The sequence below is a fragment of the Candidatus Pelagibacter sp. HIMB1593 genome, assembly GCF_052047755.1.
Taxonomy (GTDB): domain Bacteria; phylum Pseudomonadota; class Alphaproteobacteria; order Pelagibacterales; family Pelagibacteraceae; genus Pelagibacter.
On the sequence record NZ_JBNAJK010000001.1, the window covers coordinates 911,912 to 929,706 of the forward strand.

Sequence of the window (17,795 nt, forward strand, 5' to 3'; positions counted from 1 at the left end):
AAATTGATTATTGTTAAATAAGATTATTAAATTATAAACTTTAAAATCAATGAGTAACGATAAATATATCCATTCTGAAGTTGAAAATAAGATTTATTCATATTGGGAAAAAAACGAATTATTTAAACCAAAAGAAAATTCTAAAAAATTTTCAATAGTAATTCCTCCACCTAATGTCACTGGTAGTCTTCATATGGGGCATGCATTAAATAATTCTATTCAAGATTTATTAGTGCGTTACCACCGTATGAATAATTATGAAACTTTATGGCAACCAGGAACTGACCATGCTGGTATAGCAACGCAAGCATTGGTAGAGAAAAAACTTACTTCAGAAAAAATAGATAAGAATAAGATTGGTAGAGATAAATTTATTGAAAAGGTTTGGGAGTGGAAAGAGCAATATGGTGACATAATAATCAATCAATTAAAAAAACTTGGTTGTTCTTGTGACTGGTCAAGAAATGCATTCACAATGGATGAAAACTTGTCTAAATCAGTTATTAAGGTTTTTGTAGAACTTTATAATAAAGGTTTAATTTACAAAGATAAGAAATTAGTTAACTGGGACACGGTACTTAAAACAGCTATTTCAGATTTAGAAGTAGATCAAAGAGAGGTAAATTCAAAAATTTACTACATTAAATATCCTATAGATGGAACTAGTGAATTTATAACTATAGCAACCACAAGACCTGAAACAATGTTAGGTGATACCGCTATAGCTGTTAATCCAAAAGATGAAAGGTTTAAATCATTCGTTGGTAAAACAGTAACTATTCCAATTGTTGGTAGAAAAATAAAAATTATAGAAGATGATTATGCTGATCCCGAACAGGGTACAGGTGCATTAAAAATAACCCCCGCACATGACTTTAATGATTATGATGTAGGTCAAAGAAACAATCTTGAAATTATAAATATTTTTACTGAAGAAGGTAAGATAAATGAAAATGCTCCTAAGCATTACGTAGGTCTTGATAGATTTGAAGCTAGAAAAAGAATTTTAAAAGAACTTAAAGAAAAAGAATTTTTTGTAAAAGAAGAAAATATTAAAAATAAAGTTCCATATGGTGATAGATCTAATTCTATAATTGAACCTTTTCTTACAGAACAATGGTTTGCTGATGCTGTTAAGTTATCTGTTAAAGCAAAAGAAGTTGTTAATTCTAAAAAAACAAATTTTTTTCCTGAAAATTGGTCTAAGACATATTTTCAATGGATGAACAATATTGAACCTTGGTGTATTTCAAGACAATTGTGGTGGGGACATCAAATTCCTGCATGGTACGGACCAGATAATAAAATTTTTGTTGCTATAAATGAAGAAGAAGCAAAATCACAAGCAAAAAAATTTTACAAAAAAGAAGTAGAACTAAATAGAGATCCTGATGTGTTGGATACTTGGTTTTCATCTGGTTTATGGCCTTTTGCTACTTTAGGGTGGCCAGAAGATGATGATTATTTAAAGAAATTTTATCCAACTTCAGTATTAGTAACTGGTTTTGATATTATCTTTTTCTGGGTTGCAAGAATGATTATGTTTGGAACAGAATTTTTAAATAAAGAACCGTTTAAAGATATATATGTTCACGCACTTGTAAGAGACGAAAAAGGACAGAAAATGTCTAAATCAAAAGGAAACGTAATTGACCCTTTAGATTTAATAGAAAAATACAGTGCTGATGCATTGAGATTTACTTTACTTTCAATGGCTTCACCTGGAACAGATGTAAAGTTATCGGAAGATAGAGTTAAGGGTTATAGAAATTTTCTAAATAAATTGTGGAATGCCAATAACTTTTTAATAACAAATGAATGTGATTTTAAATATATTGATCAGCTACCAAATTTAAATGTAAATATTAATAAGTGGATATATTCAGAGTTAATAGAGGCAAAGAATAAAATACAAAAAAATCTTGAGGATTATAGATTTGATGAAGCTGCAAAAAACGCTTATCAGTTTGCTTGGCACTCATATTGCGATTGGTATCTGGAGTTATCTAAAACTATTCTTTTTTCAGATGATAATGATGCAAAAGCAGAGGTTAAAAAAGTGTCATCTTATGTATTCAAACAAATATTAATCTTACTTCATCCATTTATTCCGTTTGTAACAGAGGAAATATGGCTCAAAGACCAATTTGATAAGAATGGAAGCGATTTTTTAATGCATAAAAATTGGGTAACAGGAGAAGTTAAAAAAGATAATAGCACTGAGCAGGTAGAAAATATCATAAATATTATTTCAGAGCTTAGATCCTTTAAAAATGAGCTAAATGTTAGCCCAGGATCATTTATTGATGTTTCAATTAAAGGTATCAATGACAATCAAAAAGAATTTATTAATAAGAACGAAGTAATCTTAAAAAAACTTGGAAGAATAAATAACATACTTGATGATGATTTAGAAAAACCTGCTGCAACAATGGTTGTCTCAGGTGACTTATTTAAAATTTATTTTGATAAAGATGTGGATTTAAAATTAATCAAAGAAAACCTAACAACCAAACAAAGTAGATTAGAACAAGAAATGAGTAAAATTTCTCAAAGATTAGAGAATAAAAGTTTTGTAGACCGTGCTCCAAAAGAGATTGTTGAACAAGAAAAAACTAATTATAATAATTTAAAGAATGATATTGAGAAAATATCAGTAACAATAAAGGGTATATAATGGCAAAATTTAATAAAAAGAAACTTCCAAGTAGACATACATCATTAGGACCAGATAGAGCACCACATAGATCTTTTTACTATGCAATGGGTGAAACCGAAAAAGATGTAGCAAAACCCTTTGTTGGAGTAGTCTCAACTTGGAATGAAGCAGCGCCTTGTAACATTGCTTTAATGAGACAAGCGCAATCTGTAAAAAAAGGCGTCAGAGCAAATGGTGGAACACCAAGAGAATTTTGTACAATTACAGTTACTGATGGAATTGCAATGGGTCATGAAGGAATGAAATCTTCCTTAATTTCAAGAGAAGTTATTGCAGACTCTGCTGAACTTACTGTTAGAGGTCATTGTTATGATGCATTAGTTGGTATTGCGGGCTGTGATAAATCTTTGCCAGGTTTAATGATGTCAATGGTTAGACTAAATGTACCAAGTGTATTTATTTATGGAGGATCTATTCTTCCAGGAACTTACAAAGGAAAAGATGTAACTGTAGTGGATGTATTTGAAGCAGTAGGTAAACATTCATCAGGCCAAATGTCTGCAGCAGAACTTAGAAAATTAGAATTAGTTGCTTGTCCAAGTGCTGGTGCTTGTGGTGGTCAGTTTACTGCTAATACAATGGCATGTGTATCAGAAGCTATTGGTTTAGCATTACCTTATTCTGCGGGAACTCCTGCTCCTTATGAGGAAAGAGATAAGTATGCAAAAGAAAGTGGTAAAATGGTTATGAACCTTTTACAGAAAAAAATTAAACCAAGAGATATTGTTACAAGAAAAGCTTTAGAAAATGCTGCAACAATTGTTGCTGCAACAGGTGGATCTACTAATGCAGGTCTTCATTTACCAGCTATTGCTAATGAGGCAGGTATAAAATTTGATTTAATGGATGTTGCAAAAATATTTAAACGAACACCTTATCTTGCAGATTTAAAACCTGGTGGAAAATATGTTGCAAAAGATATGTGGTTAGCAGGTGGTGTACCAATGTTATTAAAAACTTTATACGAAGGTGGATATATTTATGGAGACTGTATGACTGTTACAGGTAAAACTATGAAAGAAAATTTAAAAGATATTAAATTTAATCCTAAACAAAAAGTAATGAGATCTTATAAAGATCCATTATCTCAAACAGGAGGTGTTGTTGGATTAAAAGGAAACTTAGCTCCAGAAGGAGCAATTGTTAAAGTTGCAGGACTTAAAAAATTACAATTTACTGGAAAAGCAAGATGCTTTGATAATGAAGAAAGCGCTATGAAAGCTGTTCAAAGTAGAAAGTATAATGATGGCGATGTAATTATAATTAGATACGAAGGACCAGTTGGAGGTCCAGGTATGAGAGAAATGTTATCAACAACTGGTGCAATTTACGGTCAGGGAAAAGGGGAGAAAGTAGCCCTTATAACTGATGGAAGGTTCTCTGGTGCTACAAGAGGCTTTTGTGTGGGTCACGTAGGCCCTGAGGCCGCTCTAGGAGGTCCTATAGGTCTTTTAAAGAATGGAGATATCATTGATATTGATGCTAAAAAAGGAACTATCAATGTAAGACTTTCTAAAAAAGAATTAGCTTCTAGAAAAAGAAAATGGAAAGCTAAAAAATCTGACTTTGGATCAGGTACATTGTGGAAATATGCTCAAACAGTTGGACCAGCATATTTAGGTGCTCCAACTCATCCAGGTAAGAAAAAGGAAGTTAAAGATTACTCAGAGATTTAATGAAAATAAGACCAGTTATTTTATGTGGTGGTGCTGGTACCCGTCTTTGGCCTAATTCTAAAAATCATCAAGCTAAACAGTTTATTGATTTTGGTAGTTGGACTTTACTTGGAAAAACTTTAGAGAGAACAAAAGCATCCATTTATGATGCACCCATTATAAGCACAAACAAAAAATATCTAAGTAAAGTTAAACAACATCTAAGAAAAAATAAAATCAATAAATATAAAATTGTTGTTGAGCCAGCTAAAAGAAATACGGCTCCAGCTATTTTAAGCACAACTTTAATAAAAGATATTCCTGATAATCAGCCACTAATGTTTTTCACAGCTGATCATTTGATTGAGAAAATGAATATATTTAATAAGGCTATCAATAAAAACAAATCTAATCTTAATGAAAATAATATTTTTGTATTTGGTATTAAACCAAAATCTCCAACAAGTGATTACGGTTATTTCTTAACTAAAAAAATTAAAGGTAACATTAATAAAGTAACTAGATTTATTGAAAAACCTAAAGAAGCAAAAGCAAAGGAAATTATAAAAAAAAATGGATATTGGAACTCAGGAATGTTTTATCTTCGAAAAGATTCAATCATCAATAACTTTAAAAAATATAACCCAACTATATATAGAAATTGTGTAGCAGCAGTTAATAAGGCAAAATATAAATCAAACACTTATCATTTAAATAATGCTTCATTTATAAAAGCAACTGCAAAATCTTTTGATTACGCAATACTTGAAAAAACAAAAGAAATTAATGCAATTAAATTAGATATACCTTGGTCAGATCTAGGAAGTTGGAAAGAGATTTTAAAAATGTATGACAAAAATAAAAACAAATACATTAAAAAGAAAAATATTTATTTTAGACCATGGGGTAGGTACACAAACCTTTTTGAAGGCAAAGAATTTTTAATTAAAGAACTTTATGTTAAACCAAAAGGAATACTAAGTTTACAAAAACATTATCACCGTGCTGAACATTGGTTGGTTACACAAGGAAATGCTAAAATAACTCTAAGTAAAGAGACAATTATTAAAAAACCCGGTGAACATATATTTATACCACTAGAAGCTATTCATAGAGTTCAAAATCCTGGACAAAAACCAGTTAGAATTATGGAAGCTCAAGTTGGATCAATATTAAAGGAAACTGATATTGTAAGATATCAAGATGTTTATGGCAGAGTAAAGTAGTGGACTTGTTAACAATAATTTTATTAATAATAATTGGATTATTAACTTTCTTACTCTTAAAAAAAGAAAGAGTGTTTGGAATTAATACTGAAGAAAACTCTGAAAAAGAAACAGTTAAAATTGTTGAAAGCAAAGATTACAGAAATAATTTGTATGATTTACTAAATTATATTCCAGAAGCAGTAATCATATTAGATAAAAGTAAAAAAATTATTTTTAGCAACAATTCCTCAAATAAACTTTTTCAAATAAAGCTAAATGAAAATATTAGTGGCTTTTTACGTAATCCAGATCTTCTAAATTCTATTGATAAAGCTTTTCAAGGCACAAATGTTACAGATTTAGAAATTGAAATCAGAAATCAAGCAACTCAAAGATTAAATATAACTGCTTATTTAGATCACAATAACATTTTTTTTGATGAACAATCATGCGTGCTGCTAATGAGAGATTTAACTGAATTCCATAAATTTCAGCAGCTAAAATCAGATTTTGTAGCTAATGTTTCTCATGAACTTAGAACACCATTACAGTCAATTAAAATGGGCCTTGAGACCTTTGATGACAATTCAGAATTAAAAAAAAATTCAGAAATAAACAATTTGCTACCAGTAATGATATCTCAATCAGAAAGAATGGAAAATTTGATTAGAGATTTATTGTCATTATCAAAAATAGAACTGCAAGAGCACATAAGGCCAACTCATGAGATAGATTTAATAGAATTGTTAGATTATGTAATTAAAACATACGAAAAAATAATTAGTAAAAATAATATTAAAATTAAATTTAATAAAATTGAAAATTTTAAAATAATTGGTGACAGAGATAAATTAATTGAAATTTTTACAAACCTTATTGATAACTCAATTAAATATAGTAACAAAAATAAAGAAATTACAATTTCAGCAAAAAAAGATGGTGAACTTAATATTGTTTCAATAGCAGATCAGGGAATAGGTATACCAAAAGAATCTTTGCATAGAATCACAGAGAGATTTTTTACAGTTGATCCTAGCAAAAGTCGTAGTGTTGGAGGAACTGGTCTTGGTTTAGCTATTGTTAAACATTTAGTTTCGCAACATAGAGCTGAAATGGATATTAATAGTGTAGAAAATCAAGGGACAACTATAGATATCAAATTTAACTCACTATAATACAACTAAAAAGTTAGTGGTTGTAACAAAAGTTTAACCTTTCTTTAATAAAATATTTAAGAATCAAATCTATTTAGTTCGCATTATGAATCTAAAAAGGAGAATTATGAAAAAAGTAATAAGTGTAATATTTGGATTTCTTTTAGTACTTAGTTTTACAACAACTAGTTACTCAAGAGATCAAATCAAAATTGTAGGATCTTCGACTGTATATCCTTACGCAACAGTGGTTGCAGAAAAATTCGGTAAAAGTGGGAAGTTTAAAACCCCTGTAATCGAAAGTACAGGTACTGGTGGTGGAATGAAATTGTTTTGCGCTGGTGTGGGTGTTAATCACCCAGATGTAACTAATGCATCAAGAGCGATTAAACCAAAAGAAAAAGCATTATGTGAAAAAAATGGTGTATCTGAAATTATAGAAATTGTAGTAGGTAATGATGGTATTTCTTTTGCACATGCAGTTAGTGCTCCAGACTCTAACTTTACAAAAGAGCAATTATGGAGAGCTTTAGCAGCTAAAGTTGATGTTGATGGTAAACTTATTGAAAATCCATATAAAAAATGGAGTGATATTGATGCAAGTCTTCCAAACAAAAAAATTGAAATTTTAATTGCACCCCCAACGTCAGGAACAAGAGATGCTTGGAATTCATTAGTGATGGGTAAAGGTTGCTCTAAAACAGCAAAATCTTTATTTGGTGATAAAGCTAAAAAAGAATGTGCAAAAATGAGAGAAGATGGTTATGCAGTTGAGGCTGGTGAAAATGATACTCTTATTGTACAAAAATTAACATCAAACCCTGATGCTTATGGTTTCTTTGGTTACAGTTACCTTGTGGCAAATAAAGATAAGGTAAAAGCAGCTTCTATTGAAGGTGTACAACCATCTCTAGAAGGTATTCAAGATTACTCATACCCAATTGCAAGACCATTATTCTTTTACGTTAAAAAAGCACATATTGGTGTTGTTCCTGGTATTGAGGAATACTTAAAAGAGTTTACTTCTAAAAAAGCTATGGGTAACAGAGGATACTTGGGAAAAATTGGATTAGTTCCTTTAGCATCTGACAAGTACAAAGTTACTCGAACTGCAGCATTAGATTTAAACACAATAAGTATTAATTAATTAAAATCTTATTTTCAAAAAAAGGCCAGTTTATCTGGCCTTTTTTTTATTCAATCTAGAATTTAATTTGTAACAAAACTGTAACATTTAGAATATAGACATCATTTCTAATGAACTTCGTCTTAATATTCTTAATATCAATATTTTCATTATCTTTATTTTTTTACGGTAAATCAAAAACTAAAAGTATCTCAATAAACAAAAATATTAAATTAAACGCACTTCCAAAATTTTATGGATACTACCTGGTATTATGGTGTTCGATACCTTCTTTAGTGTTCCTGGTTATCTGGACATTGTTCGAACCAGTAATTATTAAATCAATAATTATTGAAACTGCTGCAAATAAGGGAGCTATTTTTAATGATAAGAATGAAGCAAATTTAGTTTATGAAAAAATTAAAGCTATTTATGCTGGTACTTTTTTTGGAGATATAGATATTATTTTAAAAGAAAGTGCAATTTCATATGCAAAATTTATTAATATTTTTATTAATTCAAAAATAGTATTAATTTTTACTATTGTCATTGCTTCAGTAATTTATTCGTTAAAAAAAATCAAAAATAACAACAAAGCAAGAGATGATGTTGAAAAAATTTTAAAAGGATTATTATTTGCTTCATCTCTAATTGCAATTTTAACCACTTTAGGAATAATTTTTTCACTTTTATTTGAAAGTATAAAGTTTTTCTCAGTGATAAATATTTTTGATTATTTATTTGGGACTAATTGGAGTCCTCAGAGAGCTTTTGTTAGTGATGCCTCTGCAATCACAGCAGCCGAATACGAAGAGCTTAAAGATGCATTTGGATTTATTCCATTGATTGCAGGAACATCATTTATTGCTTTAATTGCCATGTTAGTTGCAGTTCCAATTGGGTTATTTTCTGGAATTTATATGGCAGAATACGCTTCACTAAAAATAAGGAGAATATCAAAACCAATAATTGAAATCTTAGCTGGTATTCCAACAGTTGTTTATGGATTTTTTGCAGCCCTAACCGTTGGTCCTTTTTTTAGACAAATTGGTGAAAATTTAGGATTAACTGTATCATCGGAAAGTGCTCTAGCAGCAGGATTAATTATGGGTATTATGATCATTCCTTATGTGTCATCATTATCTGATGATGTTATTAATTCGGTGCCACAATCTTTAAGAGATGGTTCTTATGCAATAGGTGCAACAAAGTCTGAAACAATAAAAAAAGTTGTTATACCTGCTGCATTACCAGGTATCATTGGCTCAGTTTTACTTGCAGTATCAAGAGCAATTGGTGAAACAATGATTGTTGTTATGGCAGCTGGTCTTGCAGCAAATTTAACTATTAACCCATTAGAATCCACAACAACTATAACCACTCAGATTGTAATGATTTTAGTTGGTGACCAAGAGTTTGATAGTCCAAAAACTCAATCTGCTTTTGCTTTAGGATTAACTTTGTTCATAGCAACTCTTGTTCTTAATTATATAGCACAAAGAGCTGTTAAAAAATATCGAGAGAAATATGACTAAAGAACAAAGATTAAAAAAAAGACATAATGCTGAAAAAAGATTTAGATTTTATGGTCTAGCATCAATTTTTGTAGCATTGTTGTTTGTTATTATTTTGGTTCACAATATTTTTTCAAAAGGAAGTTCTGCATTCATGAAAACTGCAATAAATGTTGAAGTTTTTTTTGATCAAGAACTTTTAGAAATTCAAAATGGAGCAACAGAAAATGAGATTTTAGATGCTGATTTTTATGATGTTACTATTGAGAGTTTGTTAAAAGTTTATCCTGCTAAGAATTTAGATCAAGAAAATCAATTGATTGACTTATTCACAACAGATGCTGAGATTGAAATTAAAAGAGCTTTTTTAGAAAATAATAATTTAATTGGAAAAACATTCAATATAGAGATTACAGCATCAGATGATATTGATCAGTTACATAAAGGAAATTATCCAAGAGATTTACCAGAAGACAGAAGAAGAATATCAGATTTTCAATTAGTTATTTATGATACGTTAGTTGAAAATAAAAAAATTATTAAGAATTTTAATAATTATTTTTTTAAAAATGGAGATTCTCGTGATCCTGAACTTGCAGGAATTGGAGGTGCTTTAGTTGGATCTTTTTACAGTATAATTATCTGTTTATTATTAGCTTTTCCTGTTGCAGTGTTAGCTTCAATTTATTTAGAGGAATTTGCTCCCAAAAATAAGATTACTGATTTTATAGAAATTAATATCAATAATTTAGCTGCTGTTCCCTCAATAGTTTATGGTTTATTAGCTTTACAAATATTATTAGCCACAATCCAATTGCCAAGATCCACACCATTAGTTGCTGGAATAACTTTAGCTTTAATGACACTGCCTAGGATAATTATACCTTGTAGAGCTTCATTGAAGGCAGTACCTCCATCAATACGAGAAGGGGCTTTAGCAGTTGGTGCTTCCAAATTTCAATCTGTATTCCATCATGTTGTTCCTTTAGCGTTGCCTGGAACTTTGTCTGGAACAATTATAGGATTAGCACAAGCTTTAGGAGAAACAGCTCCATTAATATTAATTGGTATGGTTGCTTTTGTTGTGGATATTCCTTCAACACCAATAGATCCTTCAGCCTCTCTACCTGTTCAAGTATATTTGTGGTCTGAGTCTGCCGAAAGGGGATTTGTAGAGAAAACATCTGCTACCATCATGATGTTATTAAGTTTTTTAATTGTAATGAATTTCTTAGCGGTATATTTAAGACAGAAATTTGAGAAAAGATGGAACTAATGAACCAAGTAAAAATTAAATCAACTAACTTAAATGTTTACTACGGTGAGAAGCAAGCATTGTTTGATGTTAATTTGGATTTAAATGAAAAAGAGGTTACAGCTTTAATTGGTCCATCTGGTTGTGGAAAATCTACTTTTATTCGATGTTTGAACAGGATGAACGATGTTATTGATATCTGTAAAGTTACTGGAAATATAGAAATTGATAGTATTGAAATTAATGACAAAAATTTAGATGTTGTATCTTTAAGAGAGAGAGTAGGTATGGTCTTTCAAAAACCAAATCCATTTCCAAAAAGTATTTATGATAACATTTCATATGGTCCAAAAATTCATGGAAAAGGTGAAACTAAAAGTGAATTAGATGAAATCGTTGAGAGTAGCTTAAGAAAAGCTGCTCTATGGGAAGAGGTGAAGGATCGACTTGACGAACCAGGTACAGGACTTTCTGGGGGTCAACAACAACGACTTTGTATCGCGAGAGCAATCTCTGTAAATCCTGAAGTTATATTAATGGACGAACCTTGTTCAGCATTAGACCCTATAGCAACAGCAAAAATTGAAGAATTAATCGATGAACTTAAAAAAACATATACAATTGTGATTGTAACACACTCAATGGCTCAAGCAGTTAGAGTTTCGCAAAAAACAGGCTTTTTCCATCTAGGTAAGTTAATTGAGGTAGGTAAAACAGAGAAAATTTTTAAAAATCCTGACAATAAAATGACACAAGACTATATTACAGGTAGATTTGGATAAATTATGAGTAATGAGCACACAGTAAAATCATACGAAGAAGAATTAAGATACTTAATTGATTCAGTAATTAAAATGGGAAGTTTAACAGAGTCTCAAATGGTAGATTCTATGGATGCTGTAATCAAAGTTGATAAAGACTCTATTGATAAAATTATTAAAAGCGATGAAGAAATAAATAAATTCAGATCCAAAATAGATACTCAGATTATGACATTACTAGTCAAAAGAGCACCTATGGCTATTGATTTAAGAGAAACAATCAGTTCTTTAAAAATATCTCAAGATTTAGAAAGAATAGGTGATCTATCAAAAAGTAACGCAAAAAAAGTAAAACCTTTACCATTAGATTTGCCTGAGGAACTATTAGGAAATTTAAAGAGATTAGGAGATTTAGTAATTAAACAATTAAATGATGTTCTAGATAGTTACGTAAATAAAAATTATGATAAAGCTAAAGAAGTATGGGAAAAAGATGAACAAGTTGATGATTTGACCTATATAGCCATGGAAAGTGTTATTGATTTTCTTTCAAAAGATAAAAAGAATTTAGATTTTTCAACCCATTTGATTTTTGCAACAAAAAATCTTGAAAGAGCTGGAGATCATATAACTAATATAGCTGAAACAATTTGTTTTTTAATTAAAGGTGAATACTTAAAAGGTAGCAGACCTAAAGGAAAAGTTATTCAACAATAAAAATGAATGGTAAGATATTTATTATTGAAGACGAACCTTCAATAATTCAATTAGTTCAACATAATCTAGAAAAAAACGGTTTTATAGTATCATCATCATTAAATGGCAATGATGGTTTAAAAGAATTAAAAAAATTTCAACCTGATCTACTATTATTAGATTGGATGTTACCTGATCTTTCAGGGATAGAAATTTGTAAAAGTATAAGAAAAGACAATAGTTTTAAAAGTTTACCAGTGATTATGCTAACTGCTAAAGGTGAAGAGGAAGACAAAATAAAAGGTCTAGATAGTGGTGTAGATGACTATTTAACTAAACCATTCAGCTTTAATGAATTAATGGCAAGAATGAAGGCTGTGTTAAGACGATCTAATCCAAATATAGTATCTGACAGTTTAGAGTATGAAGACCTAAGCTTAGATAGAATTGAAAAAAGAGTGTTTAGAGATCAACAAGAAATTAAGCTTGGACCAACAGAATTTAGATTGTTAGAATTTTTTTTAACTAATCCTAAGAGAGTTTATTCAAGAGATCAAATTTTAGAAAATGTTTGGCCAAATAATGTAAATGTTGAAAGCAGAACTATTGATGTCCATATCAGAAGATTAAGACAATCTGTAAATTTAAAAAATAAAAAGGAATTAATTAGAACTGTAAGATCTTCTGGTTATTCACTTATTTAAAAAAACTTTTTTTACCAGATAAACAGCTATTATCATTCCAATCAATTCAGCTATTATATAAAATGGTGTATTTAAATAATTTATACCAGTAAAAGACTCTGTGAAAGTTCTAGCTATTGCAACTGCAGGATTTGCAAATGATGTTGATGAAGTAAACCAGTAACCTGCTGTAATATATAAACCAACTGAAGCAGCCACAGTAATTTTACCTGATTTCATTGAACCAAAAATTATCATTATAAGACCTAATGTAGCTACTATTTCTGATACAAATATATAAATGCCATCTCTTGATTTTGTAGATAGTTCAAATATTTGATGTTCAAAAAAGAAGTTAGCTAAAGCTACACCTAACATACAGCCTAAGATTTGAGCAGAAATATAAAATGGAAGTAATCTTTTTTTTAATTTTCCTGTAATTGTCATTGCAATACTAACAAATGGATTGAAATGAGAACCAGATACATCAGCAAATACTGTGATTAATACAAATAAGCCTGCACCTGTTGCTATAGTATTAGCAATTAACATTACAGCTATATCGTTGGTCAAGTTTTCTGCCATTAAACCTGATCCAACTATGATCATTACTAGAAAGCAACTTCCAATAAATTCTGAAAGAAAATATTTACTTTTATTTTTCATTTATCCAATCTTTAATTTTACTACTAATAATATTAAATGTATTTCTAATGATTATTTGTTTTTCTTCATTATTTGCACTTTGAAGTTTGGATACAGGATCTTCAATATCCCAATGTATTATTTGTTCCTTTTGAGGCCAGATAGGGCACACCTCATTATTTGCGTTATTGCATACGGTAAATACATGATCCATTTTAATTTCATTATTTATAAATTCTTCAAAGTTTTTAGAGCTATAATTACTTAGATCATAATTTTTGTTTTTCTCTAAAAAACTTCTAACATCTTGATTGATTGTTCCAGAAGGATTACTTCCAGCACTAAAAGCTTTAAATTTATTTGAGTATTCGTTATTTATAATACTTTCAGCTATAATACTTCTTGCAGAATTACCAGTGCATACAAATAAAACATTTTTCATTAAAAAATAATTTTGTAAATACCGATTACAAATAGTGGAATTTGTAATCCAAAATTAGTTAAAATAGCCTTATCCTTTAACAAGAAACCTGAAATTGTCCATCCAACAACACCCAGTCCATGAAAATATATATTCAGTGGATAAACATTAAGATTTGTAAGCAAAATGCCAGTTAACACCAAAAATGTGCTGATCCATTTAAGATATTTTTTTATAAATAACATTCAAAATTTATATGAATGTTATGTTAAAGATTTATTACAAAGAATTTAATTTAATTTTTTTGAAGTTCGTAGATAGAAACATAATGTTTCTTCTTAGGTAGTGGGATTATTGTTGGAACTTTAGCTAATCTTGGTTTTATTGATTTATTTCCTACAATAATATTTTTATCATAATTTTCTAAATTGACTTCAGGATGAGGGTTTCCATCATTGATTAATGGCCAAGCATCACAAGCTCTATAACCAAATAAAATTAAGGGTCTTGAGTTATTCATTTGGTTGTGTCCAGACCCATGAACTGATCTACAATGAAAAAAAACAACTGTTCCAGCAGTTCCTGTTATAGAAACACTATCTTTAGTTCCTATTTTATTTTTTTTAGTATCTATTTTTCCAACAAAATAATTTTCTTTGCTGTGGTGGCTGTATAATTTCTTTTTGTGTGAATTTTTTATTATTTTAAGAGGTCCATTTTTCTCATAGCAATCATCTAAATATATACCAACCGTGATTAAATCATCGTTTGTATGAGGGTAAAAAGCCCAATCTTGGTGCCATCCAATTTCACTTCCTTTTTTCTTATTTGGAAGCTTAAAATTTAATTTACCAAGATGAAATCTAACTGTTCCACCTAACAATTTTTTAGCTATTGATATAATCTTTTTATCTCTAGATAATTCATAGAAAACTTTATGCCTGTTCTGAGGATTATTTAGTCTTAAAATTTCTTTATTTTTGGATGAGCCTGAATTGTAAACAAAATGGTAATTATTATAGGATTGAGTTCCATTTACACCATTATGATATTTTTTATTTTTCTCTTTTGAAATAACTTCATTAACAATTTTATTTATTTTGTTTATCTTTGTTTGAGAAATTAAATTGTCTTTAACAAGAAAACCATTTTTTTTAAATAAATTTAAATCGTTCATAAAATCAAATTATAAAGAAAATAAATCCTCTTAGAAAAAATTACAATGCTTATTGTATTATAAAAATATCAGTGAATGTTATATGTTAATCCGAGAATTTAAAAAAATTCCCGGATTAAACCTAATTTTTAATTAACAACCTTTGAAAGATGCAGACATATTTCTAATTAAATTGAAATATAGATCTTTACCTGGATCTAATGTTGCACCTAAAGGATCCATAACACCAGTTTTAATCTTCATATCTTTTGCTACAGCATTGATAATAGCAGGATTAAACTGAGGCTCTGAGAACACACAAGCTACTTTATCATGCTCAATAATTTCTCTTATTTCAGCAAGTTGTTCTGCACCAGGCATTACATCAGTATTAACAGTAAATGCTCCTAATATTTTAACGTTAAATCTTTCCTCGAAATATTGATAAGCATCATGAAATACAATTGAAGATACGCTGTTACTTAAATCAGTCATTACATCAATTGTAAGTTTATCAATTTCTTGCAAAGCCTTAGCTAAATTACTTTTGTATTTAGCTTCATTTTTTGAATCATTTTCAATTAAATGTTCTGCCATTTCATTTAAGATAACTTTTGCATTAATTGGGTCCAACCAAATGTGTGGATCAAATTCACCATGTGCATGTCCATTATGATCATCATGTCCATGGTCGTCGTGATCATCTTCTTTTTTACCATGATCTTCGTGACCGTGGTCGTGATCATCTTCTTTTTTACCGTGATCATCATCATGTCCATGGTCGTCATGATCATGTTCGTCAAAAATATTTCTTTCTCTAAATTTTAATACTTGTAATCCTTTGATTTCTATTAGTTCAATTTTTTCAGCTTTTTTTGCGATTGAACTTAAAGGTTTTTCTAAAAAATTTTCTAAATCTTCTCCTACCCAAAACACAAGATCAGCATTTTGAAGCATTTTTGCATGAGAGGGCTTCATTGCAAATCCATGAGGTGAGCTATAACCATCCACTATTAGATCTGGTTTACCTACACCATCCATTAAATAACTTGCTAATGAATGTATTGGTTTAATAGAAGCAACTACTTTGATTTCAGCATTTACTGATGAAAATATAGTTAAAAAGGATATTAATGAAAAGATTATTGGTAATTTTTTTAGATTTATCATAAGTAATTATTTAAAAGTTGTTATAATATAACGTTATGTAATAATATAACATTTACAAGTCAAGCAATATATGAGCTCAGAAAATAATACATTAGTAAAATTAAATAACGCTGGTTTTAAACAAAATGATAAATGGCTAGTGGAAGGTGTTTCGTTAAAAGTTGAAAAAGGAAAAATTGTAACTTTAATTGGTCCTAACGGGTCAGGAAAAAGTACAACTGCGAAAATTGCTTTAGGAATTTATAAAAATATAGAAGGGAATGTTGAAAAATATACTAACAAGATTGGATATGTTCCTCAAAAAATATCTATAGATTGGACATTACCTCTTCGTGTTTATGATTTTATGCTGTTAACAGAAAATATTGATGAGGAAGTGATAGATGAAGCTTTAAATTTAACTGGTGTCATTCACTTAAAAAATAAAAATTTAGGAAATTTATCTGGGGGTGAGTTTCAAAGAGTTTTAATAGCAAGGGCTATTTCAAAAAAACCAGAATTATTAGTTTTAGATGAACCTGTTCAAGGTGTAGATTACACAGGTGAAATTGCTCTTTATGAATTGATTAAAAAAATTTCAGACACTCTTAATTGTGGAATTTTATTAATTTCACATGATTTACACACTGTCATGACAGCTACTGATCATGTTGTTTGTCTAAATGGTCACGTTTGTTGTTCTGGTACACCAATGGATGTGGCAAAAAATAACGAATATAAAACCTTATTTGGTGAAAAAGCATCTCAAATTCTTTCTGTATATGAACATAAACATGATCATGTTCATTCAGAGGAAGGACAAATAAAGAAAAATTAATATGTTTGATGATTTTTTTATTAGAGCTTTAGTTGCTGGAATAGGTGTGGCTTTAGTTACTGGCCCCTTAGGTTGTTTTGTAATTTGGAGAAGATTATCTTATTTTGGTGATACACTCTCTCACTCAGCTTTATTAGGAGTGACTATGGCTTATTCTTTAGAGTTAAATATAGCCTTATCTGTTTTTGTAATTTCATCTGTAGTTGCTTTAATTCTTATTCAACTTCAAAAAAAAACTAATCTACCAGGTGATGCTTTGCTAGGTTTGTTAGCCCATTCTTCTCTAGCAGTAGGCTTGGTTGTGATAGGTTTTTTAACATTCATTAGATTTGATATAATGGGTCTGTTGTTTGGTGACATATTAGCTGTAACTACAAATGACATACTAATAATTTGGATAGGTGGTGCTATCATTTTGCTGATTTTAAAATTGATATGGAAACCTTTATTTGCATCGACTGTTAATTATGAATTAGCTGAGGCAGAAGGGTTAAATCCAGAGCGAGCCAAAGCTGTATTCACAATTTTAATGGCAGCAATCATCGCAATTTCAATAAAAATGGTAGGATTATTATTAATAACCGGAATGCTAATCATTCCAGCTGCTATGGCTAGAAATATCTCAGACAGTCCTCAGAAAATGATATTTTTCTCAATTATAGGTGGTTTATTATCTGTAATACTAGGATTGTTTTCTTCACTTGAGTTTAACACAGCTTCAGGACCCTCAATTATTGCTGCTTCATTGTTTTTATTCATTTTATCTTTGTTTAAAATAAAGCAATCCATTCAATTGAAAAACTAATGACTAATTG

At 29.5% G+C, this 17,795-nt stretch carries 17 protein-coding genes; 12 read left to right on the forward strand and 5 right to left on the reverse strand.

Annotated elements, in window-relative coordinates:
* Window positions 1–49 precede the first annotated feature (49 nt).
* The 10 genes from ACTTA0_RS04760 (at window position 50) to phoB (ending at window position 12,792) form a co-directional block, all read left to right on the forward strand.
* Complete coding sequence (locus ACTTA0_RS04760) at window positions 50–2,677, forward strand: valine--tRNA ligase (protein ID WP_440676289.1); 2,628 nt, start codon at window positions 50–52, stop codon at window positions 2,675–2,677.
* A complete protein-coding gene (gene ilvD, locus ACTTA0_RS04765; protein ID WP_440676290.1) occupies window positions 2,677–4,395 on the forward strand; it encodes a dihydroxy-acid dehydratase in 1,719 nt (572 codons plus the stop codon). Before ACTTA0_RS04760 ends, ilvD begins: the two co-directional genes overlap by 1 nt.
* Window positions 4,395–5,600 (forward strand): sugar phosphate nucleotidyltransferase, encoded by a 1,206-nt coding sequence (locus tag ACTTA0_RS04770; protein WP_440676291.1) that lies wholly within the window; start codon window positions 4,395–4,397, stop codon window positions 5,598–5,600. The genes ilvD and ACTTA0_RS04770 overlap by 1 nt, the downstream gene beginning before the upstream one ends.
* On the forward strand, window positions 5,600–6,757 hold the full coding sequence (locus ACTTA0_RS04775; RefSeq protein ID WP_440676292.1) for an ATP-binding protein: 1,158 nt from the start codon (window positions 5,600–5,602) through the stop codon (window positions 6,755–6,757). The genes ACTTA0_RS04770 and ACTTA0_RS04775 overlap by 1 nt, the downstream gene beginning before the upstream one ends.
* A 106-nt stretch (window positions 6,758–6,863) precedes the next feature.
* Entirely contained in the window at window positions 6,864–7,883 is a 1,020-nt protein-coding gene (locus tag ACTTA0_RS04780) for a substrate-binding domain-containing protein (RefSeq protein WP_440676293.1), read from the forward strand.
* Between the two features lie 110 nt (window positions 7,884–7,993).
* Window positions 7,994–9,397 (forward strand): phosphate ABC transporter permease subunit PstC, encoded by a 1,404-nt coding sequence (gene pstC / locus ACTTA0_RS04785; protein WP_440676294.1) that lies wholly within the window; start codon window positions 7,994–7,996, stop codon window positions 9,395–9,397.
* The gene (gene pstA, locus ACTTA0_RS04790) at window positions 9,390–10,652 is read left to right on the forward strand and encodes a phosphate ABC transporter permease PstA (RefSeq protein ID WP_440676295.1); all 1,263 of its coding nucleotides are present in this window, start codon (window positions 9,390–9,392) and stop codon (window positions 10,650–10,652) included. Before pstC ends, pstA begins: the two co-directional genes overlap by 8 nt.
* Complete coding sequence (gene pstB, locus ACTTA0_RS04795) at window positions 10,652–11,413, forward strand: phosphate ABC transporter ATP-binding protein PstB (protein WP_440676296.1); 762 nt, start codon at window positions 10,652–10,654, stop codon at window positions 11,411–11,413. Before pstA ends, pstB begins: the two co-directional genes overlap by 1 nt.
* Before the next feature lie 3 nt (window positions 11,414–11,416).
* Window positions 11,417–12,109, forward strand: coding sequence for a phosphate signaling complex protein PhoU (gene phoU / locus ACTTA0_RS04800; RefSeq protein ID WP_262589241.1), 693 nt, complete (start codon window positions 11,417–11,419; stop codon window positions 12,107–12,109).
* A gap of 2 nt (window positions 12,110–12,111) precedes the next feature.
* Window positions 12,112–12,792, forward strand: a complete 681-nt coding sequence (gene phoB, locus ACTTA0_RS04805) for a phosphate regulon transcriptional regulator PhoB (protein WP_440614404.1) — start codon at window positions 12,112–12,114, stop codon at window positions 12,790–12,792.
* Here phoB and ACTTA0_RS04810 read toward each other — a convergent pair.
* The 5 genes from ACTTA0_RS04810 to ACTTA0_RS04830 form a co-directional block, all read right to left on the reverse strand.
* Window positions 12,781–13,437, reverse strand: coding sequence for an MIP/aquaporin family protein (locus ACTTA0_RS04810; RefSeq protein ID WP_440614403.1), 657 nt, complete (start codon window positions 13,435–13,437; stop codon window positions 12,781–12,783). The genes phoB and ACTTA0_RS04810 overlap by 12 nt on opposite strands.
* A complete protein-coding gene (locus ACTTA0_RS04815; protein WP_440648448.1) occupies window positions 13,427–13,858 on the reverse strand; it encodes an arsenate reductase ArsC in 432 nt (143 codons plus the stop codon). Before ACTTA0_RS04815 ends, ACTTA0_RS04810 begins: the two co-directional genes overlap by 11 nt.
* Entirely contained in the window at window positions 13,858–14,082 is a 225-nt protein-coding gene (locus tag ACTTA0_RS04820; protein WP_440614401.1) for a DUF6552 family protein, read from the reverse strand. The genes ACTTA0_RS04815 and ACTTA0_RS04820 overlap by 1 nt, the downstream gene beginning before the upstream one ends.
* Window positions 14,083–14,132: 50 nt before the next feature.
* Window positions 14,133–15,014 carry a phytanoyl-CoA dioxygenase family protein gene (locus ACTTA0_RS04825; protein ID WP_440614400.1) on the reverse strand — a complete coding sequence of 294 codons (882 nt, stop codon included), beginning with the start codon at window positions 15,012–15,014 and terminating at the stop codon, window positions 14,133–14,135.
* Window positions 15,015–15,146: 132 nt separating this feature from the next.
* Complete coding sequence (locus tag ACTTA0_RS04830) at window positions 15,147–16,163, reverse strand: zinc ABC transporter substrate-binding protein (protein WP_440676297.1); 1,017 nt, start codon at window positions 16,161–16,163, stop codon at window positions 15,147–15,149.
* A 70-nt stretch (window positions 16,164–16,233) separates the two neighbouring features.
* Between ACTTA0_RS04830 and ACTTA0_RS04835 the strand changes: the two genes are divergently transcribed.
* Together ACTTA0_RS04835 and ACTTA0_RS04840 are read left to right on the forward strand one after the other, a co-directional pair.
* Window positions 16,234–16,980 carry an ATP-binding cassette domain-containing protein gene (locus ACTTA0_RS04835; RefSeq protein ID WP_440676298.1) on the forward strand — a complete coding sequence of 249 codons (747 nt, stop codon included), beginning with the start codon at window positions 16,234–16,236 and terminating at the stop codon, window positions 16,978–16,980.
* A gap of 1 nt (window position 16,981) precedes the next feature.
* Complete coding sequence (locus ACTTA0_RS04840; protein WP_440634127.1) at window positions 16,982–17,785, forward strand: metal ABC transporter permease; 804 nt, start codon at window positions 16,982–16,984, stop codon at window positions 17,783–17,785.
* Window positions 17,786–17,795 lie beyond the last annotated feature (10 nt).